Genomic DNA, 24,963 nt, shown 5'->3' with positions numbered 1-24,963 from the left:
GACTTGAAGACGGCGAGGGCTTTCAGGCGATCCATGGAGACTGCTTTCGCGCACAGTGAGAATCGTCGTGTGCCATCGCGGTGAAGGAAGCTGACACCAGAGCGACCAGCATGACGACGGCATAGAGCATCCGGGCCCGCGCGCGGTGTCGGCCCTCCATGGCGTGAAAACGTGATCGTTCAGTAGCGGGTCGCATGGCGCCCACCTGCGTGACGTGGCAGAAGCCCGCCCGGATGAAGGCGCTGGAGACCGGCGGCGGTTGGTCCGCAGGCGCCGCCTGCGCAGTGGGGGTTGCAACGTGGAGGGCCAGCGGTCCGGCCACCGGACGAGTGTGTCGATTCAGAAGACAGGACTGCAGCGGCATGGCGAACCTCGTGAGCGATGTCATGAGGGTGCATTGGCTCGGGCTGCCGGTCATCTACCTTCCAGCCAGTATCGGAGACCTCCAGGAGATGGGGTCGGACCGGTCTCCGACTCGTCATTGCTGAGTCTGGTGTCGCAGTTGAATCACCGCGGCGTGGCCCTGAATGTGTACCTGAAGTTCGTCCACGACCGATACGCCCTCCGCATCACGGTAGAAAATGGAACCGTCGTGGGTTGGGAGCAAAAGTAGCTGGGCACGGCGAACTCAGGCGTGAGTCACAACCTTCATTTCCGGGTTCAACCCTGGCGCAGGCGCAGGGGCTACCGAGCCGCACTGCATCAAGCGGCACTCGCACAAACTGCTTTCACCGAAAGAGCGACGATCGCAGCAGAGAGGTCCGCGGTTGCTGCTGAAAGAGGGTTGCCAATCGCAGTCGCACTGCTCAGTACACCCTCTGGGCAGCAATCGTTGCGGCCGTGGCAATCGGCGTCGGCGCCGTGTTGACGATCCTCGTCAGGTAGCTCAGAGAGGCAGGACACTCATCCGAGTGGACTAGCCCTTCGCGTAGACCTGCGCTTCTGCATGGGCCCGCGCCAGAAAATTCCATCGATCCTGCAGATCGGACACCAGCCTGGAGAGAGCATATTGCAGCGTGGCTCTGGCCTGCTCTTCACGAGCGCCGTCGAGAAAAATCCTTTCTTCGTTGCTCTCCTCTACGGGTGTGCCCAACGCTGTCAGGCGATCTCTATCGATGCGCTTCCATGTTGCGATCAGCATGTGCTTGAACATGCGGCTGCGCGACATGCCGAGCAAATCGTCCCAGGTGTCCCTTCCTAGAACGTTTGGCATGTACTGCAGCTCAGGCGTAACGAGGTACTTCTCCGCTGTGTGAAAGAAGTCGGCATACGGTTGGCCGGCTGCGCTTCCACCAAAAACCCGGATCTTCGCCGCGAGATCTCTCCGGACTGGCTCAAGCGCTCGCTGATCCTGACTGAACGAATAGATCAACGATGGGAACGGCTCGTTCGCATCAAGGCGTTCATGGCAGATCTCGAACATCCGCACGTAGTCTGTGTGGACGGCCAACAGCGTCGTGTACACCGGCTCGATGAAGACTTCGTACTGCTCCTTCCTGCGCTTCTCGCGAACATCAAGCAACTGACCGACCTTCTCCGCTGCCTTAACCAAGGTGTCCAGCATGTTGTCGCCTTTCGTGTCTGCTCAGCCAATGTATGGATACGGGAGACGCGAGTCCAGCGTCGGGGCAAGCGGGATGCACAGCGGAGCTTCCGACGCCAAGCGGACAATCAAGGCACCTTCTTGCTTGGCCCAAGGCGCATTGACGATGCGTCCCTTCTGCAACGAAGCTCGACCGATCTCATGGCTACCTCCTGCACGCCGCAGCGTCCGCGTCAGGGCAGCAAGCGGACGGTCAGCAGTTCCAAGCGACAGACTGCAATCGCTGCAAAGCAGCCATGCAGCCTCGAAATTGACGCGGTGTAGTGCAGACCGTGATCTGGGTGCCCAACCCACGCAGAGAGCCGGCGCTGGTGTCCTGATCGTGGGCCGATTTCGTTCCTCTATGGTGGCCGGAGCGCGCGAGATATCCCCTCGTTATGGATCTCGCTGGAAACGCAATTTGCCAATGGCCGGGCGGGTCCTTGGCATGCGGGCCTGGCCGTTCCAGGCCTCTCGGGAGGTGTTGCGCCCCTGCCGGGCGCCGAATTCCGTTGATCGCGGCGCAAGCCTCACAGAGGAGAGAGCATGACCCCAACCGTTGGCCACCAATTGATCGGCGGAGAACCCGCTGGGCATCGAGCGACTGGCGAACGGCGAGAAGACGCGCGACCGCGTGGCCTGGATCGCACCCGGACCTCGAGGCCGCGCCCTACACGCTGTCTGCAGCCTGGCCTGCGAGGGTGCGGATGACGTACATGAAGGCCTGCACTGAGGTGCTGGGCTGCTCACCTTGCAGTGTGATCATCCCGAAGTCGGGCATGCGGTCTGGAAGCTCTGAGGCGATGCGCGTAAGAAGCCCACGCCGCACGTACTTGTCGACAAGCGCTGCGGGCTGCAGCGACAGCATGTTCGTGCTCTGCAGGAGCTCCAGCGCGAACAGGAATGACGGGGTCTCCACGATCCCGGAGGTGAGCGACAGGCCGGTGCTGCTGAAGATGTCATCCGACACCTTGCGCAGCGCCGTAGACATCGGATAGAGGATCCAGGGCCAGTGCGACAGTTCCACCCACCCAGGTGCGTGGTTTCCGCGCAGCGGGTGGTGCACACCCGCCGTGATCTGCAGGCCCTCGTCGGAGAGCTTCTCGTACTGGAACTGGGCGCGCTGCGACTCGTCGGTGAAGCGGCCGATCATGATGTCGATCTTGCGTTCGGCGAGCCAGGTGATCAACTGGTCGCTGCTCTGCTCGAGCACCTTCACGACGAGCAGCGGCCTCAGGCGCTGAAGCTCGGCAACCGCGGCAATCAGCAGGTGTGCGGCCGAACCCGAGATGGCGCCGATCGACAAGTGGCCATGGCCACCCTGCTTGAGCGTGCTGAACTCGTCGACGAACTTGCGATGGCCGTCCAGGGCCGCGTGCGCATAGCGCAAGGTGAAGAGGCCCAGCTCATTCGGCCGCATGCCGCGCGGCAGGCGATCGAACAGGCGCGACTCCAGCATCTCCTCGATGTCCACCAACACCTTGGTCGCGGCCGGCTGGGTGATGTGCATCTGCTCGGCCGTCAGGCGCAGATTTCGCGTCTTTCCGAGGATGTCGAGGAACTGCAGGTGCCTGAAACGCAGTCGCGAGACCTGCGCCAGCGCCAAGGGTTTCCCAGAAGGCTTGTCCGAACTCATCAGCATTTGGAATGGATGCTAGCGAAAAAGTCAGTGGACCGTGAACGGGGACTCTCCTAGCCTTCAGCCCCATCAAGAACCGCCCAACAGAGGGCCGGCGCGTCACAGCAGGGTGGGCGCGCCTGACGTACAACCTTTCGGAGACATCATGAAAATGCAATCACTTTGCGTGGCCGCAGCATTGCTGGCCACTCTGGCGGGCCCCGCTTCGGCACAGGTCAAGGACCACGTGTTCAAGGTTGGTACCGGCCTGAGCGAAGACCACCCCCAGGCAAAGGCGCTCAAGTACTTCGCGGACCAGCTGGCGGCCAAGAGCGGCGGCAAGATGACGGCGAGGGTCTTCACCAGTGGCTCGCTGGGCAACGACATCAGCATGACGTCCGCGCTGCGGGGCGGCACGCTCGAGATGACCATCCCCGACAGTTCCACGCTGGTGTCGCTGATCAAGCCCTTCGGCGTGCTGAACCTGCCATTGACCTTCAACAACGAGAAGGAGGCCGATGCGGTGCTGGACGGACCCTTCGGCCAGAAGCTGCTGGCCACGTTGCCGGACAAGGGACTGATGGGTCTGGGCTTCTGGGAGAACGGCTTCCGGCACGTCACCAACTCGCGCCGCCCGGTGCTGCGCGCGGAGGACCTCGCTGGCCTGAAGCTGCGCGTCATCCAGAGCCCGCTGTTCCTGGACACCTTCAACACCTTGGGTGCCAATGCAACCCCCATGCCCTTCACGGAGCTGTACACCGCGATGGAGCAGGCGGCGGTGGATGGGCAGGAGAACCCGGCAGCGACCATCCTCGCCAGCAAGTTCTACGAGGTGCAGAAGCACATGGTGCTGTCGCGCCACATGTACAGCGCCTGGGTGCTGCTGTTGTCCAAGAAAACCTGGGACGGCCTCTCGGCCGACGAACGCAAGATCGTTCAGGACGCGGCCCGAGACGCCACGTTGTATGAGCGCAAGACCATCCGCGCATTTTCCGAGACGGCCTTGGCCGACCTCAAGAAGGCCGGCATGCAGGTCACCGAGCTGCCGCCGACTGAACACGCGAAGATGCAGGCCAAGCTGCAGCCCGTGCTGGCCAAGTTCAGCAAGGAGTTCGGCGAGGACACGACGGCCGAGCTGAACAGTGAGCTGGCCAAGGTGCGCGGCGGCACGACTGCCGCGAAGTAGCCCGTTCCTCGTGGGGGCGGCGCAGCCGCCCTCCATCCACGCTTCTCTCTCGCGACCACGACCACGGCCATGGACCAGCTGGTGGATGGCGCCACGCTCGGCATTGCCCTGAAGTACCGGCGCATCGCCGAACGCACCCCGCAACACAACCACTGACAACGCCGAGGAAACCAGAATGAGTTCAACGACAACGGCGCTGCCGGTGCGCGCCGATGGCATGCACACCGTGCTGCCACAGGACGGCCTGGCCGGCACGTTGGTAGGGCGTGTCTGGCGCGCTGGCGCGCCGGCCGGCCCATCCGTGGTGGTGCTGCGGCCGGAGGGTGTCTTCGACCTGAGCCGGCACTTCCCCACCATGAGCACGCTGCTCGACACGGCCCAGCCGGCGCAAGCTGTTCGGTCGGTGCCCGGGGAGTTGCTCTGCAGCGTCGAGGGGTTGCTCGACAACAGCGGGTCCGCTCGCCGGGACGACTCGGCACCCTGGCTGTTGGCGCCGTGCGACCTGCAGGTGATCAAGGCCGCTGGCGTGACCTTCGCCTCGAGCATGATCGAGCGCGTGATCGAGGAGCAGGCGGGTGGCGACCCCAGCCGTGCACAGGGCCTGCGCAGCCAGGTGTTGGCGCTGATCGGCACCAGCCTGGCCGACATCCGCCCCGGCTCGCCGCAGGCGCAGGCGCTGAAGCAACTCCTGCAGCAGAAGAAGCTGTGGTCGCAGTACCTGGAAGTCGGCATCGGGCCCGATGCCGAGGTCTTTACCAAGGCCCCGGTGCTCGCGGCGGTGGGACACGGCCAGGACATCGGCATCCGCGCCGATTCGCGATGGAACAACCCGGAGCCGGAGGTGGTGCTGGCCGTCAACGGCCGCGGCGGCATCGCCGGGGCCGCGCTGGGCAACGATGTCAACCTGCGCGACATCGAGGGCCGCAGCGCGCTGCTGCTCGGCAAGGCCAAGGACAACAACGCATCCTGTGCCATCGGCCCGTTCATCCGATTGTTCGACGACAGCTTCGGCCTGGACGAGCTGCGCCGCGAGACCGTCCACCTGCATGTCGTGGGTGATGACGGCTTCACGCTGCGCGGCATCAACACCATGGCCAGCATCAGCCGTGACCCGGTCGACCTGGTGGCGCAGACGACGGCCTGCCACCAGTACCCCGACGGCTTCATGCTGTTCCTGGGCACCCTGTTCGCGCCCACTGAAGACCGCGATGAGCCGGGCGGCGGCTTCACCCACAAGTTGGGCGACGTGGTCACCATCCACAGCCACTGGCTGGGCGGCTTGCAGAACCGGGTGACGCACTGCGAGGCCGCGCCGCCCTGGCGCTTCGGCCTGCGCGCGCTCTTCGGCAACCTGGCCGCTCGCGGACTGCTGCAGGGGGCCCGGCTGTGATGGCCGCCCTGCACTTCGGGACGGCGCCATGATCGACAGCACCATCGATCGGTTCTGCCGCGCCTTGGACCTGCTGATCGCAGCGGCACTCGCAGTAATGGTCGTGCTCGTGTTCGGCAACGTCGTGCTGCGATACGCCTTCAACTCGGGCATCGCCATCAGCGAGGAAGTCTCGCGCTGGCTCTTCGTGTGGCTGTGCTTCATGGGCGCGGTGGTGGCGCTCAAGGAAGGTGGGCACCTCGGCACCGACATGCTGGTGTCGCGACTTCCGGTGGCCGGCAAGAAGGCCTGCCTGTTGCTGGGCCACCTGCTCATGCTGTACGTGACCTGGCTGTTCCTCGACGGCAGCTGGCAGCAGGCCCGCATCAACCTCGACGTGGCAGCGCCCGTGACCGGTACACCGATGGCGGTCTTCTATGCCTCGGGCGTGATCTTCTCGGTCTGCGCCGGCATCCTGCTGCTGTTGCAGCTCGCGCGCCTGGTGACGGGCCACCTCTCGGAGGGCGAGCTCGTGAGGATCAGGGAGTCGGAAGAGCAGGCCGAGCTCGAGACCCTGCAGGCCGAGCTGGCGCGCAACGACGCGCAGCCTGCGCACCCCCGTCCTGGTGACGTACCCCACGGGCCACGCGCATGACCGTCTTCATCTTCCTCGGCAGTCTGCTCGGCGCGATGGCGCTCGGCATTCCCATCGCCTACGCCTTGCTGGCCAGCGGCGTGGCCCTGATGTGGCACCTGGACCTGTTCGACGCGCAGATCCTGGCGCAGAACTTCATCAACGGTGCCGACAGCTTTCCCTTGCTGGCCGTGCCCTTCTTCATGCTGGCCGGCGAGATCATGAACGTCGGCGGGCTGTCGCAGCGCATCGTCAACTTCGCGCTGGCGCTCGTCGGCCACGTCAAGGGCGGGCTGGGCTACGTGGTGATCCTCGCGGCCTGCCTGCTGTCGGCCTTGTCGGGCTCGGCCGTGGCCGACGCAGCCGCGCTGACGGCGCTGCTGCTGCCCATGATGATCAAGGCGGGGCACGACAAGCGGATCTCGGGCGGGCTGATCGCGGCGTCGGGTGTCATCGGTCCCATCATTCCGCCGAGCATCGGCTTCGTCATCTTCGGCGTTGCCGCCAACGTGTCGATCAGCAAGCTGTTCATCGCCGGGATCGTCCCCGGCATCATGATCGGCCTGGCACTGGCGTTGACTTGGTGGTGGGTGGGCCGCAAGGAGGCGCTGGTGCTCCCCCAGCGAAAGACCCGGGCCGAGATACTGACGGCGGCACGCAAGTCTTTGTGGGCGCTGATGCTGCCCGTGTTCATCCTGGTGGGCCTGCGCATGGGCGTGTTCACGCCCACCGAAGCGGCGGTTGTCGCGGCCGTCTACGCCCTGTTCGTCTCCACGGTGGTGTACCGCGAGCTGAAGCTGCAGGCGCTGGTGCGCATCTTCGTCACGGCGGCCCGCACCACGGCGGTGGTGATGTTCCTGGTGGCGTCGGCGATGGTGTCGGCCTGGCTGATCACGGTGGCCAACCTGCCCACGCAGGTGGTGGACCTGCTGCGCCCGCTGCTGGACAACCAGACGCTGCTCTTGATCGCCATCATGCTGCTGGTGATGCTGGTGGGCACGGCCATGGACATGACGCCCACCATCCTGATCTTGACGCCGGTGCTGATGCCTCTGATCAAGGCAGCCGGCATCGACCCCGTCTACTTCGGCGTGCTTTTCATCATCAACAACTCCATCGGCCTGGTGACGCCGCCGGTGGGCACCATCCTCAACGTCGTGGCCGGTGTCGGCCGCATGAAGATGGACGAGGTCACGCGCGGGGTGCTGCCGTTCATGGTGGCCGAGGTCGCGATGCTGTTCGTCATGGTCCTCTTCCCGCAGACGGTGCTCGTGCCGCTGCGCTGGTTCTATTGAAGTCCTGGTTCAAGCCTGCGCTCGCACGAGCGCTTCCCCGTTCCACCGAATCATTGAAAGGATGGGAATGAACTCCAGCAGCCTGATCTTCAAGGGCCTCGCGGCCCTCCCGGCGGCACTGACGATGGCGGCCGCCGCCCTGGCGGCTGACCGACCCGCGAATCCCGCGGACTGGCCGGCGCTGAAGGAGGTCTACAAGAACCACTTCCTCATCGGCAGCACGAATCTCAACGCCGCGAACTTCGGCGCGAACGTCGTGCCGGGCGAGGATTCGGTCGCGGCCATGACCGTGAAGCACTTCAACGCGGTGACGCCCAGCAACGCGATGAAGCCTGAGTTCTGGAGTGGCGGCATCGCCGACCCCGCCCCGGGTTTCCTGACCAACTTCACCTCGGGCATCAACGTGGACATCGGTGCCGCCAACACGCGTGGCGTCAAGGTGACCGGCCATACGCTCCTGTGGCACAACCAGTCGGCGCAATGGCCCGCCGCCAACGTCCTGACCCCGAACGGTGGATGGGAGACACCGTGGGACTACGCCATGGCCAGGACGAGCCTGGAGTACTACATCCGGATCGTGGCCGGCCATTTCGATCGGTCACCCCAAAAGACCTACGCCTGGGACGTCGTCAACGAGGCGTTCAAGGACAACCCCGAGAACCCGGCGGACTGGCGCAACGCGCTGCGCACCGGCTACAACCCGGAAGAGCGGCCTTCCCGCTGGGCCCAGGCCTACGCCAAGGGCGGCAAGAGCTGGGACTACATGTACGACGCGTTCTTCCACGCCCGCCAGAACACGACGGCGCTGCTGAACTACAACGACTTCAACGACAACGAGCGGGCCTCGAAGGCCACCGCGATCGCGTCGATGGTCAAGGAGTTCAACGAACGCTACGCCGCCGAGTCGGCTGCCGGCAGGGGCCGGGTCCTGTACGACGAAAGGGGCAAGCCCAGGCCGCTGGTCGATGTCATCGGGACCCAGGGCCACTGGGACATGAGGCTCAACCTGGACGCCTTCGAGAGGACCCTCAAGACCTATCTCGAGGTCGGCGTGAGCGTCGACCTGACCGAACTCGACCTGGCGCCGACCCTGGGCCTGGACAAGGCCCAGCGCATCCAGAACGGCCCCGAGATGAACGCGCTGTTTCTTGAGCAGGGCGTGCAGTACGCGAAGCTCTTCAGCCTGCTCAAGGAGTACGCCGCCGGCCCGGGCGGTCGCCACCCGCACTACAAGGGCGGCGTGCACCGGGTCACCTGGTGGGGCATGACGGACCCGGGGTACCACACCAATGGCTACCCGTGGTCGGCCGTCGGCCAGCCCAAGGAAGCGTACTGGGCCACCACGAACCCGGAGCAGTACCTCATCGATGCAGGCTTGCCGCCGAACGGTGTGAAGGCGACCTTCCGCTACGGTGGGGAGATCTTCAAGGCCAGGACCTGGGGCGGCAAGAGCGCGCACGCGATGCTCGACATCCACGTGCCGGTGGGAACGCGGCACGTCGCCTTCGGCGCGCACGATGTCTCCCTGCCTCCTGGGTACGCCGTCGAGAACATGACCTTCAACCCGCCCGACTGCGCCGTGGTGCCCGGCAAGCCTTGCCATGTGACGGTGACCGCGCGGGGCCCGGCGCCAGCCGCTGCCTATCGGAACGTGGGGGTGGAGAACACCGCCACCTTCGTCCTGTCCTTCGGGCACATGACCGTTTCGTGGATGGACGCGCCGAACGCCTTGGCGTCGCCCTTGTCCTATGCCGAAGTCCGGTTCAGCGATGGCGACACCCGGTTCAAGCAGTACAAGACCTATTACGCAGCCGACGGCATGGCACGGGCATCCGGTGCGCGCGACATGAAAGTGGTGCAGAAACACGATCGCGAGACGCTCATCCTGTTGCCGCACGATCCCATCTCCGGGCCCCTGGGACTTCGCTTGGCCAAGGACCCGTCGACCGAGAAGGCATGGCGGCTCGTGAAGCGCTTCGAACCCGGCAGGACCTACATGGTGGCGTCCGCGACGACGGCACCGCATGACACCGGAGAGCTCCGGACGAACGTGCTGACGAACAGGAGCAAGCCGGCGACGAGCACCTCGCCCGAATCGCTGTCCCGCACGCCCGTCGTGCTGCGTGGCGACACGCTGCTTCCGTTGCGCAACTCGAATGCGCCGACGAGCGAGCCGGCGCTGGCCCAGGACAACCACAAGTTCGTCTTCGAGGAGTCGAAGAGCCCCGCCGCCGGACCGTATGCGGCCGAGACCGGTCACACGATGGAAAGCTACATCCACGGCTCCAACGTGTACCCGCACCTCCTATTCAGGGGCAATGGCGCCACTGGCACGGTGGTGGCGGGCCAGTATTCGCTGATCACTCGACAGACGAACGGCCAGGAGGGTTCGCAGATCGCCGAACGGGTGTTGGACCAGGCGGTGTGGTTCAACACGCCTGTCGACCCGAGAACCGGTGAGATGAAGATGTTCCAGTACGCCGGCAGCAGCGCCAGCCCGCAGCACTACGTGCTGAACGAAGTGGCGGACGGCACCACGCCGAACCGCGACGCGAACAACGCCATCAGCCAACGGCAGGGCTCGGTGGGCGGGTTCGTCGCCCTGCAGGCGGGAAGTCCGCAGGAGGGCAGCGGCGTCAAGCTGTACGCCTTCGAGATCCAGCCGTACCTTCCGGGCGATGTGGACGGTGACGGCCAGTTGACGTGCGCCGATGCATCGGCCGCGGCAAGCTCGCTATGGAAGCGCGCGGGTCAGCATGGCTATCTCCGCAACGCCGACCTGGATCAGGATGGGTTCGTGGAGATGCGCGATGTGCTTGCTGTTCTGCAGCTGCTTCCGCCGCACATGCACTGTCGGTGAGTGGTCCTGGCGCGTGGAGACGCGGGCAGTAGTGGCCGGTTCATCCGGTGGGGACACCCGGTACTCTGCATCGGGTGCTTTCGCTTCTGGACGGCCCGCTGGCAGAAGGACCCGTGACGGCCGCAGACTGTTCGTGTCGTTTCGCTCATGCGAAGCGACCTGTCGCACAGCCGGCTTTCTCGGCAAGGGGCGCCGGGGGTGAGCGGCGGTAGGTGCGACCAGGCTGGTGGCGCGGCACCTGGTCACGGGCCCCTCGTCGCGGGCACTGGGGATAGAACACGACCCCACGCCCCGAGGTCCGCCTAGTGGGCAAAGTCGTGTTCCGCAGCGCACATGGGGATGATCGCACGTCCCAACAGGCGGTCGCACAGGGAGAAGTCCTCGCCCTGTTCCGAGTCCGCCGACCACGCCCGCATTTCGTCTCAGATCTCGTGCTGGGGCCTCCGGGACAGTGCGACCTGACGGCCGCTTCAGACTGGTTGCGGTCGGTCAGGGACGGCGGCCGAACGACGGCTTGGACCCAAAGCAGACCTTCATCGCGGACCGCGTTGGATCTGCTCAATCACGGCCGAGCGGACGGCGCCGCAACGACGATGCTGACCTGGTCGAAGGGCTGCTGTCGCGAGCAGCGAAGCGCAGCAATCGACCCTGAGCAGACATTGGCAGCATCACTCAGAGCGCTGGCAAGCAGACGTTCAATACTGGATGCAAGAGGTGCTCGCGTTGACTCCGTTCGGCGTCATTGGGGGCGCAGGGTGAGCACCTCATCACCCTCCTCGGATGAGATGCGAAGYTCGCTGAATACGCTGGCATAGCCTGCGAGGATTCGCTGAAGAGCGTGCGTGGCTTTCGTCGAGAAGCGGAAATCGTTGAACACGATGACGTTAGGCATCCGTGTCGAGAAAGAGTCCGAGTTCACCCAGTAGTCCCCCTCTCCGAAGGCATCCGCACGTCCTTGGCCTACGAGGGCGGCACACACCTCTGCGTACGCGTCGGATTGGAGTGCCTCGAATGGATTGGACGCACTTCGAACAATGGCGTTGTATGCATAGAAGAAGCTTTCGATCAGCTCCTGCGATAGCTGTGCTCGGGCCGCTTGCTCAGCCAGCAGATCTGGGCCGATGCTCTCGCTGACTTCTGTTGCGCCGTCGAGCCACGGGCACTCGGTCTGCAGAATAGTCGCAAATTCAGCAGGCAGGCCTGCCTCACGAACAGCGACAAGAATCCGTTGATCGCGATGAGCACTCATGAAGCTACGGTGTTGACCAGTACATGTTGAGAACAATGGGAACGATGAGGCCGAACATGAGGATGGGCAACCGTGTCGCGATCGTAAGAGCGACAACTGCGGCCGCACTCCCGAGGACCGACAACAGCCTGACGTACTGTCCAGCCAGGAACCAGTCGTAGCCAGCGAGTACCGCGACAACGAGAAACGTCAGCATCTCCAGAAAAGCAAGAACACCCTCAGCCTTGAACCAACGTTCTTGCCAACTTTGGGCGCGGTAAGGTCCTTCAAGCATGGCTGGACGGGAGGATGTGCATGTCGGAATTGCGTAGGCGGCAGGGCAGCCGGTGAAGGGATCGTGTTTGGTTGTCAACGGGAGGTGTCGAAGCCCGCAGCCCTTCCGAGGACGACTGAGGTCGTGCGCTTCTCGCTCCGCGACGCTGACGGAGACATCGTAGCCGGTCATGTTGTTGCCCGAAAGCGGATGGCCATGACTGGCTGCTTGTGGCCGACAGCGCCCCTTCGTCCGTCGCCCTGCAAGCGGTCGCCCAGCGAGACGGAACGGCCTGCGACCGACTGCTAGCGTGCGACGCGGCGAACATGCACTGTCGGCCAGGAGCAGCCGGTCGCATCCGTCTGCTTCCAGGTTCGTCCGCGAGCCTCAGCGCAGAACCGGCTCCTGATAGCCTTGCCACATGCTTCCAGAACGGATCTCAGCCTATCTGAACGAGGGTGACACAGTGGTTGTCGAGACTTCGCCCGAGGGTTCCGGCGAGGCTACTTTCGTTCGAGTGCGGCCGGTGCCGAAGCCGGGCATCCCTCGAGAGGAGCGACGATATCTGAACTCAGCTTGGTCTCAATGGGAGTATTGGGACTTCGAGTTCCGTCGCCTTGTTCTTCAGGACGGCTGGAGAGATGACGAATGGAACTTCGATCGCTACATCATCGAAGATGGCCGGAGGCTCGCTATCGATCAGGCCACGTTCGAGGCGGCGTTGAATGACTGGGTTCCCGATGTGGGCCGCTTCAAGCACATCAGCGAATCTGCGTGCCCGGAGTGAGTCGATAGTTCTCCGCAGCCGATGGACGCACCCGGTGCAACGCGATCGGCAACGATCGGCCATGAGCGGCCGGTCGGCCCGTGCCTCAGAATTCGGTCAGGAGCTGACACTCGGCGGCTGAGCGCGCCCATGCAGATGGGGGTTACGGTTGCCTCAACCAAGGATGACCATGCGAACATCACGCCGCGAATTCGTCGCTGGCAGTTTGGCACTTGCGGTTGGCGTGCTGCCGCCAAACGCCTCAAGTTTCGCCGCCAATAGCGCAGAGGACTGGATCGATCCGGGGGAAGGCGCTGGCAGCGACCGGGAGGCAGTTCAGAAAATCTTGGATGGCGCCCGATCGGTGACAGCGCTTAGAAGCATTCTTGTTGTCAAGGACGGAGCACTCGTAGGCGAACAGTACTACGGTGGCGCGACGGCTTCCGATCTGCAGGGAGTCAACTCCGTCACGAAGAGCGTCACCTCAATGCTTGTCGGGATTGCAATTCAGCAAGGAAAAATTGCGGGTCTTTCGGAAACCGTCGCGACTCTCTTGCCTCAAGCAGCAGCGAAAGCGCCCGGTGCAGCCGCGCTCGCAATCACGCTCGAACAAATCCTCACCGATACCTCGGGCCTGGTCTATGACTATCGAACGGGCTTGGGTGCCTTGGAAACGGCAGAAGACCCGGTTGCCTTCGCACTGCGACTTCCCGTCGAACCGCAAACGGTAGGGAAGTGGGTTTACAACGATGCTGCGATTTCGTTGCTGTCCCCAATTCTTGTGCAAGCCCATGGCATGCCCGTGGACCAGATCGCGCAGCGTGACCTGTTCCTTCCGCTTGGCATTGAAAGGCTCGCGGCAGTCCGCGACAAGGCGGGAAATTACATGAGCTACAGAGGCCTGCGCTTACGCGCACGGGACCTTGCCAAGGTCGCCTGGACGATGACCAACGACGGTCGATGGGGCAATAAGCAAGTTGTGCCGGCACAGTGGGTGAAGGACAGCATGAGTTTTCGCGTGCCGACCACCTGGAGTGCCGCACCTATGCAGAAAACCGGCTACGGCTATCTATGGTTCGCCGGCCATTTGAGCGGCAGGCCCGCTTATTGGGCGTGGGGCTATGGGGCGCAGTTTGCGCTTGTAGTTCCATCGCTTCGGCTCGCGGTGACGACAACGGCCGACAACCCTGCACCTCGTGACCTCGCCACGCAGACCAATGCCGTGATGACTGTCGTGGCGCGGATCGTAGAGGCCGCCGGATGACCGCTTTGTTGATCGGTTGATGGCAGCAATGGGTCGATAGTGCCAGTTCGCGCAGGCGCACAGCGGACGTTCAACCCAACCCGATCCGCTGGCGGCACGGCGCGTTGACGAGCGTCCGAGCGTGCCGCGGCGCTTGGCCGATCGTTCGGCTACCTCCGGAGCGCTGCAGCGTCCGCATTGAGGCAGCAAGCGGCCGGTCGATAGCTCGAAGCGACCGACCGCAACCGCTGCATAGCGGCCGGAGCTGTGGGGGATTATTGGGGGACTGGCTGGTGCGAGGCAACGCACACCAGGGCAATGATGCGACTCTCTTCCAAGAGCCTGCTCTTATGAATCAACAAGGTACGCGCGGCGACAGAACTACGAACCAAGGGGTCGTGGGTTCGAATCCTGCCAGCCGCACCAAAAAACAAGAAATGATTCAACCGCTTAGAGGCGCAAGCCCCTAGGCTGTTTGTTCTTGCTTGAGCGTCTCGAACTCACTGCGCTGAAGCGGCCCCGTGCGTGCGCATCTGCTGAAAGGCGTGCGAGGCCTGGGGCCCGCAGTTCTCTCCCGCCGCCAGAGACCGCGCCCGCTGCAGATCCGGTTGCGCCGAACCGTCGTCGATGGCGTTCAGAAGTGGCAACAGCATGCCTCTGGCGGACGCCCGCTCGGCGGAACCTGCCGCAGCCACCTCAAAGAGGCTGATGGCAATCCGCAACGACCAGAAACGCGCGCCCTGTTCCACGCTGAGCTCGAATGCCGCGCGGAGCTCGGCGATACAGCGGACCCGGCCGGCTTCATCGTGCGGATCAAGCGCCGCCAGTGCGGCCAGGCGCAGTACCTCTGGTGCGCACCAGCCCACCTCGCCCCGACGTGCCCGGGCCAGCGTGATGGGGTCCGGCGCGGCCAACTGCAATGCGGCGCATATGTCCATGAGCACGGCGTTCTTGGCCAGCAATTGGCCCTCGGCGCGGTCGGGCAGCAGCGGCCGGCCGGCCAGAAGGCAGTCGAACACCTGGGCGAACGATTGCCAGTACGGCACGTTGCCGCGCAAGGAATGGTTCAGCAGTTGGTGGTTCCACAGGGCCGCTGCCTGCGTGTCGCCGCGCCAGATGGCAATGGGAATCGCCGCGAAAGCAAGCGGATGGATCTTGATGTAGATGTGGGCCTCGTCGTCACTCACGACGATGTCCTGAACCATCGCCCAGGCCACCCGGAAATCACCGCGCAGCCAATGGATGCGAGCCAGTCTGATCTRCATGGAGAGCTGAAAGGGCAGCGGGCTCTGAAAGCGCGACTCGAGCCCATCGGCGTCCAGCTTCATCACCCGGTGAGCCAACCGCTCCGCGGCATCGTGCTGGCCCAACTCGTGCAATGCAATCGCCGTGAGCCGGTCTCCTACGGCGACAGACAGCATTTCCAGATCCCCTTGCGCGAGCTCCCGTATTTCCTCGCAGCGGCTCAACACCTGCAGATAGTCACCTCGACCGAAAGCGCTCGCGCACAGGGCGAAGAGCGCCTCGATCTTGTCCCCAGGGCCGTCGAACCGGTCCACGAGGCGTCGATCAATGGCCATCCCGCGCTGGTGACTTTCGCTGTCTGCCAGCGTCTGGCCTGACAGGAAGGTCTGCAGCAGTTGCAAACGCGTGAGAAGGCGCGTGCCCGCCACGCCGGCACGCCCAGCCTTGTCGACCGCGGCGATCAGGTGGAGACCGTACTCTTCGAACAGGCCCGCCATGTGCCACTTCGGCATGGACTCGGCGACCACCTCCAGACCGAGCGCGAGGTCGTTCTCCTCCAGCAACGTCCAGGTGATCGCGGCGCGCAGTTCGGCGATGGCCGACGCCAGCGCAGCGCTGCGGCGAAAGCGGGAGAGTTGCTGCTGGCCCTTGTTCGAATCCACCGTGCAGCCCAGCACGAAGACGGCATGCCGGCGGTGCACCTGTGCAGCTTCCGGCATGGCCGCAAGGATCCGCTCGGCGAACAGGCGGGTGACGTAGAGCAGCCGATGGCGCGGTGAACCACCGCTGCCCGTCTCAAGCACCATCAGCGACTTCCCGCACAGGCTCAGCACGCTGTCAATGACCTGCCGTTCGGCCAGTTCGGGGCCGGCTGCAACAGCAACGGCGGCATCCAGGTCGAAGGCACTTCTGAACACCGCCAGGCGTTGCAGCACCCGCCGTTCGGTCTCGGTCAGCAGCTCGTAGCTCCAGCTCATCACCGCATGCAGGGTCTGGTGACGGCTCATGGCGGTACGCCGCCCCCGCGTCAGCAACTCGAAGGCGCTTTCCAGGCGCAGCAGCAGCCCTTGCGCACCCAGACTGTTCACGCGGGCGGCGGCGAGCTCGATCGCCAGCGGAATGCCGTCGAGATACTCGCAGAGCTGCCTGATCGCCGACACGTTGGCGTTGGTCAGGACAAACGACGCGCAGGCCGCCCTCGCACGCTCAACGAACAGCTGGATGGCGGGGTAGGCCAGCGCATCATCGACGGACAGCAGGGCATCAGGCGCCGGCACGCCCAGCGGCGGCAGCCTGAACACCCATTCCGCCTCAGCCTCCAACGGCTCCCGGCTCGTCGCCAGGATGCGCAATTGCGGGCAACTGCGCAGCAACCGGTCGGCCAGTGCCGCGACGGCGTCGATCACGTGCTCGCAGTTGTCCAGCACGAGCAGGGCCTGCTGGCGGCTGAGAGCGTTCTCGAGCGTCGCCCAGGGCTCGCCGCGCGCGACATCGAGGCCGCAGGACTGCCCGACCTCGACGACCACCAGTGCCGGGTCGGTCAGCATGGAGAGATCGACGAAGAACGATCCCTGCTCGTGCAGCGGTGTCTGGTGCTCCGCCGCGGCGAGGGCGACCGTCGTCTTGCCCATGCCGCCGGCGCCGACGACGCAGACGAGGCGCTCCCGGGACAGGAGTTCGCCGATCCTGGCGATGTCCTGGCCGCGGCCGACGGGGCGCGTGAGCAGGGGCGGCAGCTTGCGCAAGGCGTCCTTCGGGTCGTCCAGCACCTGGACTGCTGACGTCACGGTCGACGTGGATGCCCGCACCTCGCCGACGAAGGCGTAGCCCCGACCCGGCACGTTGGTGATGTACCTGGCTCCGCCCTGCCCGTCGCCGAGCACCCGCCTCAGCGCGGACATGTGGACCCGCAGGCTGGTCTCCTCGACCACCGTGCTCGGCCAGACCTGTGCGACCAGTTCCTCGCGGCTGTAGAGCCGACCGGGACTTTGCAGCAACGCCTGCAGCAGCTGCAGCGAGCGGTTGCCGGCGCGCACCGGCCCGTTGGCGTCGCGGAGCTCGCGACGGATCAGGTCGTACCGGAACGGCCCGAAGTCAAAGGCTGTCGTCTGACCGTGGGCGACCTGCTCTGCCGTGGTTGAGTCCATTTCGGGTGCCGAACTGCCGGAGTTGCACGGCGCGTCGGCATCATGGAAGAAAGTCGCTGACTTGTGGTGTGAATCGCCGTGAATTCAAAACGCCCGGCACGAGCAGCCCAGCGCGCCCCAGAAGCTGCGAGCGTCCTCGGCCGGCGCCGTGCGGTCCCAGGCGTGGGCATGCGCGTGCACGCCGCAGGCGCTCGCGCGGCCGATGGACTCGTCGCAGGTGGCATGCAGCCGGAAGGGCCTGGACAGCTGGCGGGCGATGAAGTCGTCCCGCGATCAGCCCCAGGACTTTCATGGGGCTGCGCCTACTTGGCCAGGAAGTCCTTGATGCCTTGGACGACGGCGGCCGGCTCTTCCTCCATCAACCAGTGACCGGCGCGCGGGACGACGAGCTCCGTGACGTTGGTGGCCGCGTTGCGCATCACCACGGCTTCCACCCCGGCGAACGACTTCTCGCCTCCGATGGCCAGCACGGGCATGGTGAGCTTGGTCTTCATCGACTCCACGTTGTCCTTCGCATCCTGGCGAAAGGCGTGGAACTGCGACAGTGCGCCCTTCATGGCTCCGGGCCGCGCGTAGAGCTGCGCGTAGTGGTTGCGGGTGTCTTCGTCGATCTTCTCGGGCTGGCCGCCGAAGTCGTTGTAGAAGCGGTCCAGGAAGATGCGTTCACGCCCTTGCACGAGACGGAAGACGTCCTTGCCGTAGAAGTCGAAATGCCACAGCTTGGGGTCGCGGACGATCTCTTCCCACGGCGGGATTCCGGGGGGCGGTGCGTCCATCACGACCAGCCGCGTCGTCTTGGTCGGGTACGCAGCGGCGTAGGCGTAGGCCACCATGACGCCGATGTCGTGTCCCACGACGTCAGCCTGGTCGATGCCCAGCGCGTCCAGCACGCCGCGGATGTCCTTGGCCTGGTTCTTCTTCTCGTAGCCGTCCTCGGGCTTCGCCGACAGACCGATGCCGCGCAGGTCGGGCGCGACGACGCGGTGGTTCCTGGCCAACTCGGTGGCCAGCGGCGTCCACATGTCGCCGGTGTCGCCAAAGCCGTGGAGAAGCACCACGGCCGGGCCACTGCCGCCGACGCGAACGTGCAACGTCGTGCCGTTGGTCGCAATGTCCTGCAGCTTGAACGTGGCGGGATAGGGTTTGGGCTGTGCCATCGCGTGCGGCGTGGCCATGAGCGCGGCGGCGGACAGCAGCGCGGCGCCGAGCAGGTACTTGGAGGAAGAGAACATGCAAACTCCTTGGTGGTTGCGGTTGGGGAATTCAGGTGCGCGTGATGGACAGGCCGCCATCGACCAGCGAAGCGGTGCCCGACACGAAGGACGAGTCGTCCGACGCGAGGTAGAGGGCCGAGCGGGCCAGTTCCTCCGGCGTGGCCACGCGCTTGAGTGCGTGCAGCCCGGTGATGAAGGCCTGCGACTCGGGCGTGTCGTTCATGTCGCGGTACATGTGGGTGTCGACGGCGCCGGGCAGCAGCGCGTTCACGCGCACGCCCTGCGGGCCGAACTCGGCCGCCAGCGCTTGTGTGAGCCCGATGAGGCCCGACTTGCTTGCCGCGTAGGCCGCCACGCCCGGGAACGCCGCGCTGTAGCCGACGAAGGTGGACGTGAAGATGACCGAGCCGCCACCGTTCTTCAGCATCTGGGCGATCTGGTGCTTGGCACCGAGGAAGGCGCCGGTGAGGTTGACGGCCAGCGCGTCGGCAAAGCCGCGCGCCGACACGCCGGTGGACGCGCCCGCCTCGCCCAGCGTGCCGGCGTTGTTGAAGGCCACGTCCAGTCGACCGAAGCGCTGCACGGCCAGCGCCACCAGCGCCTGGGCATAGGCTTCGTCGCGCACGTCCCCGGCGAGCGACAGTGCCGTGCCGCCGCGGGCGTCGATCTCGCAGGCCAGGTTCTTCAGTTCGGCCGCGCGGCGCGCCCCCACGACGACCTTCGCACCCTCCGCGGCGAACAGCAATGCGGTGGCGTGGCCGATGCCGGAACTGGCGCCGGTGATGAGAGCGACCTTGCTCTTGAGACGTTGACTCATGTGGAACTCCCGACCTGTGTTTGACGGCCTGAAGGTTGGACGATGGCGGCGTGAAGCGCGAGTGAATCGGCGCGATTCGTCGTCAAGGGCGGTGTGAAGGCCGGCGTGAAGCGCCGCGCTCGCAACGCTTCACGTCGCTTCACTGGTCATGGCGCGCCGGCATGCAGAACATGGCCATGCCGGGCCCGAGCCCAACCCAGGAGAAGACCATGCCGATGCACACTGCCACCCGCGTCCGGGTGACCCACTCCGAACCGCTCGTCAACCGCGGGATCGTGGCCACGCTGGGCGCGGACAGCCGTTTCCAGGTGGACGAGCAACGAACGGCCAACGTCGGCCCGGCCGGTGGCGAGGCGGCGCTTGTGCATGTGCTCGTCACCGACCTGCCCCTGGGCATTGCCGCGGCGCTGCACCGCGGCCCGTCGGCGYCGGCCGTGCTGGTGCTCTCCCATCTGGACGGCGAACTGAGCATCCGCGGCGCACTCGAGCGCGGGGTGAAGGGCTACCTGACGCACGACTGCCTGCCCGAGCAGTTGGTGGACGCCGTGATGGCGCTGGCCCGCGGGCAACGCTACCTTCAGGGCAGCGTGGTACAGCGCCTGGCCGACACGGTGGCGCAGGACCTGCCGACGCCTCGCGAGATCGATGTGCTGCGGCTGATGGCCACCGGCCTGTGCAACAAGGCCATCGCCGCCGAACTGAACATCGGCTGCGGCACCGTGAAGACGCACGTCAAGGCGCTGCTGGACAAGCTGGACGCTCGCACGCGCACGGCGGCAGCGGACATTGCCAAGCGCCGCGGCCTGCTGGACCCGGTGGCCGACGGTTGTGCGCCAGACCGCCGGCCGCTTCGCCGTCGCACCGGTCCGACGAGCCGCCGCTTCCAGGCAGATCGACTCGCGCCCACCTGAGGGCTTCGCGAAGATTCACGCGGATTCACGCCCGCCCGGCTCGACGCCGTTGATGATTCCACCGCGCGCATTCCCGTTGCGCGGAGGAAGGTTCGCATGTTCGTTGTTGGGGGAGTCGAGGCCGAAGACCGTCAAGCCGATGCGATGCATCGCGCCGCCCGCGTGCTGCTCCCGGTCGCCATGGCGCTGGGTTCGCAGGCCGTCCAGGCGCAGGCGGAGAACGTGCTGCCGCCCGTCCTCATCACCGCCGAGCGCATGCCGGGCACCGCGGACAAGGTCCCTGTGTCGGTGGCCGTCATCTCGCAGGAAGACATCGAGAAGAAGGGCCTTTTCCAACTCAACGACCTGGTCGGCATCGTCGCCGGCATGGCCGTGCCCAACGGCTACAGCAACATGCCGCAGACCGTCGGCCTGCGCGGCGTGGGCGTGTCCCAACCCGCCATGGCGCAGGCGGTGGGCATCTATGTGGACGACGTGCCGCTGCTGCGCGGCTATGCGACGGCGTTGTGGGACTTGCCCGACGTGGTGCGCTACGAAGTGCTGCGTGGCCCACAGGGCACGTTGTACGGACAGAACTCGACGGCCGGCGCGGTCAAGCTGGTGTCTGCCGACCCCGATGAGATCGCGGGCTCCTGGATCGGTGTGGGCGTGGGCAACCTGGGCCAGCGCGAGGCGCGCGGGCTGTTCGCCGGCAAACTGACACCGGACCTCAGCGCCTCCCTGGCCATCTCGCGTCGCAGCAACGATGGCTTCGCCCACAACGCCACCCGGCACGAGGACATCAACAAGCTCGACGCCACGCAGTTCCGCGCCAAGGTCAAGGTGCTCGCGGGACCGACGGCCCACATCGTCTTCGCTGTGGACCACCTGCTGGACCGCTCGGACACGAACACGATCAACTTCCCGCTCAACCACCCTGGTGCGGCGCCGCGCGTGTCGTTCAACGCGTCGGACGCCGGCGCGTTCAAGCGCAAGGCGGGCGGTGCTTCGGCGACGGTCGAGTGGGACGTGGCGGCCGGGACCAAGCTGCGGTCCATCACGTCCTATCGGGGCTACACCGACGACCCCACGGTGGCCGACTGGAGCGGTCTCGAAGTGGAACGCTACGAGATCTCGCAGCAGGTGCGCCAGCGCACCTTCTCGCAGGAGTTGCAGGTGACCCGGCGTGGTGACGGCCTGGACTTGGTGGCCGGCGCGATGCTGGTGCGAGATCGCTTCCACTTCAACCGCTACGTCATGTCCTTTCCGGTGGCCGCCGCGGCACCGGGTTACACGCAGGCTCTCACCGACCAGCAGACCCAGGATGTCGGCCTTTACGCTCAAGCCCACCCGCGCCTGAGCGAACGACTCTCGGCCACCCTCGGCCTGCGCGCGTACCACGCCCGGCAGGACGCCGCGAATGCCTTCTGGCGAACGAACGCGCAGTTCGTGCCCACGCAACAGGTCTACGATGCGCCCGACCTGCACACCAGCGAGGGCGGACTGTTGCCCCGCGTCGGGCTCGACTACAACGCCACGCCGACGACGCTGATGTACGCGAGCGTGGCCCGCGGCGAAAAGTTCGCGGGCTTCAACCGCGCGGCGGAGTCGCTGATCTCGGCGGGCGTGGCAGCTCATCCCGAGAAGGTCACGACCTATGAGGCAGGTGTGAAGCTGCGCTCCGCACCGCGCCGGTTGAACTTCAGCGCCGCGGCGTTCTACAACGACTACCGGGACTACCTGGCCTCGCTGGGCGGCACCACCGTCAACGGTTCGCTGGTGGCGGACTCCGTCTTCCTGAACGCCGCCAAGGCCCGCACCTATGGGCTGGACCTGGAGGCCGAACAAGGCTTGACCTCGGCCATCAGCGCCACCGGCTCGCTCGAGTGGCTGCGCTCCAGCTTCAAGAGCTTCCTGAATCCCAGCGGGTCTGCCGCCAGCGACTTCAGCGGTCACGAGCTGCCCTATGCCCCTCGCTGGAGTGCCGCGCTGGGACTGAAGGGCCGCACCAGCTCGGCAGGCGGACTGCTGAGCGCCGATGCGTGGCTGCAGCTGATCGCGCCGCAGTTCATCGATGCAGCCAACACCGCGGCCCTGCGCGCGCCGCGCCAGACGTACGTCAATTTCGCACTGACCTACGCCCCGGACAGCGGACGCTGGCAGGTGTCGCTGCGCGTTCGCAATGCCACGGACCGCGCCTACGCGCTGGCTCGCAACCGCATCCCGCCATTGGGCATCGACGCGGCGTACTACAACGCTCCGCGGACCGTGATGGCGAACCTCAGGTATGAGCTCTAGCGGGGTCGTGGAGGCCCGACCCGGCGCCGCACCGGCGGCCATCGCGTTCGGCCCCTTCCGTTACGACCCGACGCTGCACGAGATCAGCGACGACCGCGGCCCGGTGCGCGTGGGCAGCCGGGCGCTGCAGCTCCTGGCCGTGCTGCTGGAACAACCCGGGCGGCTGTACAGCCGCGATGAACTGGTCGCCCGCGTCTGGCCCCACACGGTGGTGGAAGAGACGAGCCTGCGGGTGCACATCTCGGCGCTGCGCAAGGTGTTGGGCGACGGCGTGGACGGCTCGCGCTATATCGCCAACGTGCCTGGCCGCGGCTATGCGTTCGTCGGGGAGACGCGGTCCTCGCCACATCACGGCGGCGGTCAGCGAGCCGCGCCGCCGCCCGGCGCCGAATGGGCGGCCACCGTGTCGCCTGCTGCACAGTCCCTGCCGCCAAGGTTGACCCGCCCGATCGGCCGCGAGCAGGCCATCGTGCAGATCGCCGAGCTGCTGGCGCGCGAGCGGCTGGTGTCCATCGTGGGCGCCGGCGGCATGGGCAAGACGACCGTGGCCCTGGCCGTTGCGGAAGGACTGAGCCGACGCTTTGCCGATGGCGCCTGCCTCGTCGAGTTGTCGCACCTGTCGGACCCGGCCCTGGTGGCTGCCGAACTGGGCCAGACGCAGGGACTGATCGTGTCCCCGGGAGACACGCTCGCCGTGCTGGAAGCTTCACTGCGCGGCAAGCAGATGCTGTTCGTGCTGGACAACTGCGAGCACGTGATCGACGCCGCAGCCACGCTCGTCAACCGGCTGATGCGCACATGCCCCGGCGTGCACTTCCTGGCCACCAGCCGCGAGCCGCTGGAGATCGAAGCCGAGTGGGTGTTCAAGCTGCCGCCGCTGGCACTGCCCGCGGCCGACGAGCCGCTGGACCTGCAGGACCTGCTCGCCTACCCGGCCATCCAGCTCTTCGTGGAACGCGCCCGGGCCAACTGCGATTCCTTCGAGCTGACCGACGTGCACGCCGCCGCAGTGCGCCAGCTGTGCGGCTTCCTGGACGGCATCCCGCTGGCCATCGAACTGGCTGCGGCGCGTGTGGACAGCCTGGGCGTGCAGGGCCTGCTGCGCCGCCTGGAGAACGCGTTCGAGTTGCTCACACGCGGCCGGCGCACGGCGCTGTCCCGCCACCGTACGCTGCAAGCGGTGATGGACTGGAGCTATGACCTGCTCAGCGACAGCGAGCGTCTGGTGCTGCAGCGGCTGTCGGTGTTCCGCGGCGCCTTCGACCTCGACGGTGCGGTGGCGATCGCGGCCAGCGCCCCATTGAGCCGGCAGCGCATCATCGAGGACGTGCTCAGCCTGAGCGCGAAGTCCCTCATCGTGAACGATTCGGCGGACGAAGACCGGCAGCTGCACCGCCTGCTCTTCATCACCCGGCTGTACGCCGAGAAGCGACTGGCCGACAGTGACGACGCACCGGCGGTCCATCGGCGACATGCCACGTTCATCGTCGAAGGCTTGCAGCGCGCGCGGGAGGCGGGTGCCGGCATGTCGCAATACCACTGGTCGCCCGCACTGGGCTCGTCCATCGCCGACGTGCGGGCGGCGATCGAATGGGCGCTGATCGAAGAGCGCGACCTGGGCCTGGGCATCCAGCTGACCGCCTTCGCCAAGCGCATCTACTGCGATGCCGGCATGGTGGAGGAATACCTGCGCCACATCGAGACAGCCTTGACCAAGCTCCCCCGGGCGGGTGTTGACCGGGAGGCGCTGGCGCTGGAGCTGCCGCTGCGCATCGCCGCGACCTTCATGATGGGCTATGTGCCCGAGGGCACCCGGCACCACCCCGCCCTTTTCTCACGCCTTCGCCAGCTGCTGGGGATTCTGGGATCGGATGGCGAGAGGATCGAGGCGCTCTTCGGCATGAGCACGACATCCTATGGCCAGGGCGACTACCGGCTGTCGCTCGCTTGCTGCCAGGAAATCCGCCAGCTCGCCACCGGCGGGTTCGAGCCGCTGTCCATCGCCATCTCCGACCGCATGTCGGCGCTGTGCCTGCATTCACTGGGAGACCACGACGCTGCCGAGCCGTTGGCCTGGCGGGTCRTCGCTTTCAACGGCGCGCGTGTGGGCCGGCAGTTCCTCAGCGAAGTGCCCTTCGGCGTTTCGATGCGCATCCAGCTGGCGCGCATCCAGTGGCTGCGAGGAGACTTCGGTCCCGCATGGGGAACGCTGGCACAGGCCCTTGACGGAAGCGCCAATGCGCACGTCTTCGCGCGCTGCCAGGTGCTGGGCCTTCGCGCGCTGCCAGGTGCTGGGC

Annotated in this window: 18 protein-coding genes; 10 read left to right on the top strand and 8 right to left on the bottom strand. The window is 65.8% G+C overall.

The window, feature by feature from the left end:
* Positions 1-916: 916 nt before the first annotated feature.
* Together AC1DXV_RS14565 and AC1DXV_RS14560 are read right to left on the bottom strand one after the other, a co-directional pair.
* Entirely contained in the window at positions 917-1,564 is a 648-nt protein-coding gene (locus AC1DXV_RS14565; RefSeq protein WP_477864243.1) for a hypothetical protein, read from the bottom strand.
* A gap of 688 nt (positions 1,565-2,252) precedes the next feature.
* The gene (locus tag AC1DXV_RS14560; RefSeq protein ID WP_477864244.1) at positions 2,253-3,224 is read right to left on the bottom strand and encodes a LysR family transcriptional regulator; all 972 of its coding nucleotides are present in this window, start codon (positions 3,222-3,224) and stop codon (positions 2,253-2,255) included.
* A 142-nt stretch (positions 3,225-3,366) separates the two neighbouring features.
* Here AC1DXV_RS14560 and AC1DXV_RS14555 point away from each other — a divergent pair, with 142 nt between their 5' ends.
* The 5 genes from AC1DXV_RS14555 to AC1DXV_RS14535 all read left to right on the top strand — a co-directional run bounded on the left by AC1DXV_RS14555 (position 3,367) and on the right by AC1DXV_RS14535 (position 10,544).
* Positions 3,367-4,386, top strand: coding sequence for a TRAP transporter substrate-binding protein (locus tag AC1DXV_RS14555; RefSeq protein ID WP_477864264.1), 1,020 nt, complete (start codon positions 3,367-3,369; stop codon positions 4,384-4,386).
* A gap of 175 nt (positions 4,387-4,561) precedes the next feature.
* Positions 4,562-5,776 carry a fumarylacetoacetate hydrolase family protein gene (locus AC1DXV_RS14550; RefSeq protein WP_477934177.1) on the top strand — a complete coding sequence of 405 codons (1,215 nt, stop codon included), beginning with the start codon at positions 4,562-4,564 and terminating at the stop codon, positions 5,774-5,776.
* Positions 5,777-5,804: 28 nt separating this feature from the next.
* The gene (locus AC1DXV_RS14545; protein ID WP_477864246.1) at positions 5,805-6,410 is read left to right on the top strand and encodes a TRAP transporter small permease; all 606 of its coding nucleotides are present in this window, start codon (positions 5,805-5,807) and stop codon (positions 6,408-6,410) included.
* On the top strand, positions 6,407-7,684 hold the full coding sequence (locus tag AC1DXV_RS14540) for a TRAP transporter large permease subunit (RefSeq protein ID WP_477864247.1): 1,278 nt from the start codon (positions 6,407-6,409) through the stop codon (positions 7,682-7,684). Before AC1DXV_RS14545 ends, AC1DXV_RS14540 begins: the two co-directional genes overlap by 4 nt.
* A 67-nt stretch (positions 7,685-7,751) precedes the next feature.
* Positions 7,752-10,544 carry an endo-1,4-beta-xylanase gene (locus AC1DXV_RS14535; RefSeq protein ID WP_477864248.1) on the top strand — a complete coding sequence of 931 codons (2,793 nt, stop codon included), beginning with the start codon at positions 7,752-7,754 and terminating at the stop codon, positions 10,542-10,544.
* Positions 10,545-11,283: 739 nt separating this feature from the next.
* Here AC1DXV_RS14535 and AC1DXV_RS14530 read toward each other — a convergent pair.
* Positions 11,284-11,793: a hypothetical protein gene (locus AC1DXV_RS14530; RefSeq protein WP_477864249.1), complete on the bottom strand. Its 510-nt coding sequence runs from the start codon at positions 11,791-11,793 to the stop codon at positions 11,284-11,286.
* A 4-nt stretch (positions 11,794-11,797) separates the two neighbouring features.
* Positions 11,798-12,238, bottom strand: coding sequence for a hypothetical protein (locus tag AC1DXV_RS14525; RefSeq protein WP_477864250.1), 441 nt, complete (start codon positions 12,236-12,238; stop codon positions 11,798-11,800).
* Between the two features lie 274 nt (positions 12,239-12,512).
* Here AC1DXV_RS14525 and AC1DXV_RS14520 point away from each other — a divergent pair, with 274 nt between their 5' ends.
* The gene (locus tag AC1DXV_RS14520) at positions 12,513-12,833 is read left to right on the top strand and encodes a hypothetical protein (RefSeq protein ID WP_477864251.1); all 321 of its coding nucleotides are present in this window, start codon (positions 12,513-12,515) and stop codon (positions 12,831-12,833) included.
* Positions 12,834-13,002: 169 nt separating this feature from the next.
* Positions 13,003-14,076, top strand: coding sequence for a serine hydrolase domain-containing protein (locus tag AC1DXV_RS14515; protein WP_477864252.1), 1,074 nt, complete (start codon positions 13,003-13,005; stop codon positions 14,074-14,076).
* A gap of 479 nt (positions 14,077-14,555) precedes the next feature.
* Here the strand turns inward: AC1DXV_RS14515 and AC1DXV_RS14510 are convergent, their stop codons facing one another.
* The 3 genes from AC1DXV_RS14510 to AC1DXV_RS14500 form a co-directional block, all read right to left on the bottom strand.
* The gene (locus AC1DXV_RS14510; RefSeq protein WP_477934175.1) at positions 14,556-17,447 is read right to left on the bottom strand and encodes an ATP-binding protein; all 2,892 of its coding nucleotides are present in this window, start codon (positions 17,445-17,447) and stop codon (positions 14,556-14,558) included.
* Between the two features lie 302 nt (positions 17,448-17,749).
* Positions 17,750-18,679 carry an alpha/beta fold hydrolase gene (locus tag AC1DXV_RS14505; RefSeq protein ID WP_477864254.1) on the bottom strand — a complete coding sequence of 310 codons (930 nt, stop codon included), beginning with the start codon at positions 18,677-18,679 and terminating at the stop codon, positions 17,750-17,752.
* A gap of 31 nt (positions 18,680-18,710) precedes the next feature.
* Positions 18,711-19,478 carry an SDR family oxidoreductase gene (locus AC1DXV_RS14500; protein ID WP_477864255.1) on the bottom strand — a complete coding sequence of 256 codons (768 nt, stop codon included), beginning with the start codon at positions 19,476-19,478 and terminating at the stop codon, positions 18,711-18,713.
* A 209-nt stretch (positions 19,479-19,687) separates the two neighbouring features.
* Here AC1DXV_RS14500 and AC1DXV_RS14495 point away from each other — a divergent pair, with 209 nt between their 5' ends.
* On the top strand, positions 19,688-20,389 hold the full coding sequence (locus tag AC1DXV_RS14495) for a LuxR C-terminal-related transcriptional regulator (protein ID WP_477934173.1): 702 nt from the start codon (positions 19,688-19,690) through the stop codon (positions 20,387-20,389).
* Between the two features lie 15 nt (positions 20,390-20,404).
* On the opposite strand, the gene AC1DXV_RS14490 is transcribed toward AC1DXV_RS14495, so the two are convergent.
* Complete coding sequence (locus tag AC1DXV_RS14490; protein ID WP_477864257.1) at positions 20,405-20,539, bottom strand: hypothetical protein; 135 nt, start codon at positions 20,537-20,539, stop codon at positions 20,405-20,407.
* Between AC1DXV_RS14490 and AC1DXV_RS14485 the strand changes: the two genes are divergently transcribed.
* Together AC1DXV_RS14485 and AC1DXV_RS14480 are read left to right on the top strand one after the other, a co-directional pair.
* Positions 20,534-22,666 carry a TonB-dependent receptor gene (locus tag AC1DXV_RS14485; protein ID WP_477934171.1) on the top strand — a complete coding sequence of 711 codons (2,133 nt, stop codon included), beginning with the start codon at positions 20,534-20,536 and terminating at the stop codon, positions 22,664-22,666. The genes AC1DXV_RS14490 and AC1DXV_RS14485 overlap by 6 nt on opposite strands.
* 7 nt (positions 22,667-22,673) lie before the next feature.
* Positions 22,674-24,963: ATP-binding protein (locus tag AC1DXV_RS14480; RefSeq protein WP_477934169.1), on the top strand; the 2,290-nt coding region annotated here is incomplete at its 3' end.

Source organism: Rhizobacter sp. P3_C12 (assembly GCF_056402735.1).
The sequence above is the reverse complement of the archived record's forward strand: the minus strand, read 5'-3'. Positions and strand labels throughout refer to the sequence as shown.

Bases quoted from the DNA above. Each gene is read 5' to 3' on its own strand.
- AC1DXV_RS14565 (WP_477864243.1), bottom strand. From the start codon at position 1,564: ATGCTGGACACCTTGGTTAAGGCAGCGGAGAAGGTCGGTCAGTTGCTT.
- AC1DXV_RS14555 (WP_477864264.1), top strand. From the start codon at position 3,367: ATGAAAATGCAATCACTTTGCGTGGCCGCAGCATTGCTGGCCACTCTG.
- AC1DXV_RS14485 (WP_477934171.1), top strand. From the start codon at position 20,534: ATGCATCGCGCCGCCCGCGTGCTGCTCCCGGTCGCCATGGCGCTGGGT.
- AC1DXV_RS14560 (WP_477864244.1), bottom strand. From the start codon at position 3,224: ATGCTGATGAGTTCGGACAAGCCTTCTGGGAAACCCTTGGCGCTGGCG.
- AC1DXV_RS14515 (WP_477864252.1), top strand. From the start codon at position 13,003: ATGCGAACATCACGCCGCGAATTCGTCGCTGGCAGTTTGGCACTTGCG.
- AC1DXV_RS14490 (WP_477864257.1), bottom strand. From the start codon at position 20,539: ATGCATCGCATCGGCTTGACGGTCTTCGGCCTCGACTCCCCCAACAAC.
- AC1DXV_RS14500 (WP_477864255.1), bottom strand. From the start codon at position 19,478: ATGAGTCAACGTCTCAAGAGCAAGGTCGCTCTCATCACCGGCGCCAGT.
- AC1DXV_RS14535 (WP_477864248.1), top strand. From the start codon at position 7,752: ATGAACTCCAGCAGCCTGATCTTCAAGGGCCTCGCGGCCCTCCCGGCG.
- AC1DXV_RS14545 (WP_477864246.1), top strand. From the start codon at position 5,805: ATGATCGACAGCACCATCGATCGGTTCTGCCGCGCCTTGGACCTGCTG.
- AC1DXV_RS14505 (WP_477864254.1), bottom strand. From the start codon at position 18,679: ATGTTCTCTTCCTCCAAGTACCTGCTCGGCGCCGCGCTGCTGTCCGCC.
- AC1DXV_RS14550 (WP_477934177.1), top strand. From the start codon at position 4,562: ATGAGTTCAACGACAACGGCGCTGCCGGTGCGCGCCGATGGCATGCAC.
- AC1DXV_RS14525 (WP_477864250.1), bottom strand. From the start codon at position 12,238: ATGACCGGCTACGATGTCTCCGTCAGCGTCGCGGAGCGAGAAGCGCAC.
- AC1DXV_RS14540 (WP_477864247.1), top strand. From the start codon at position 6,407: ATGACCGTCTTCATCTTCCTCGGCAGTCTGCTCGGCGCGATGGCGCTC.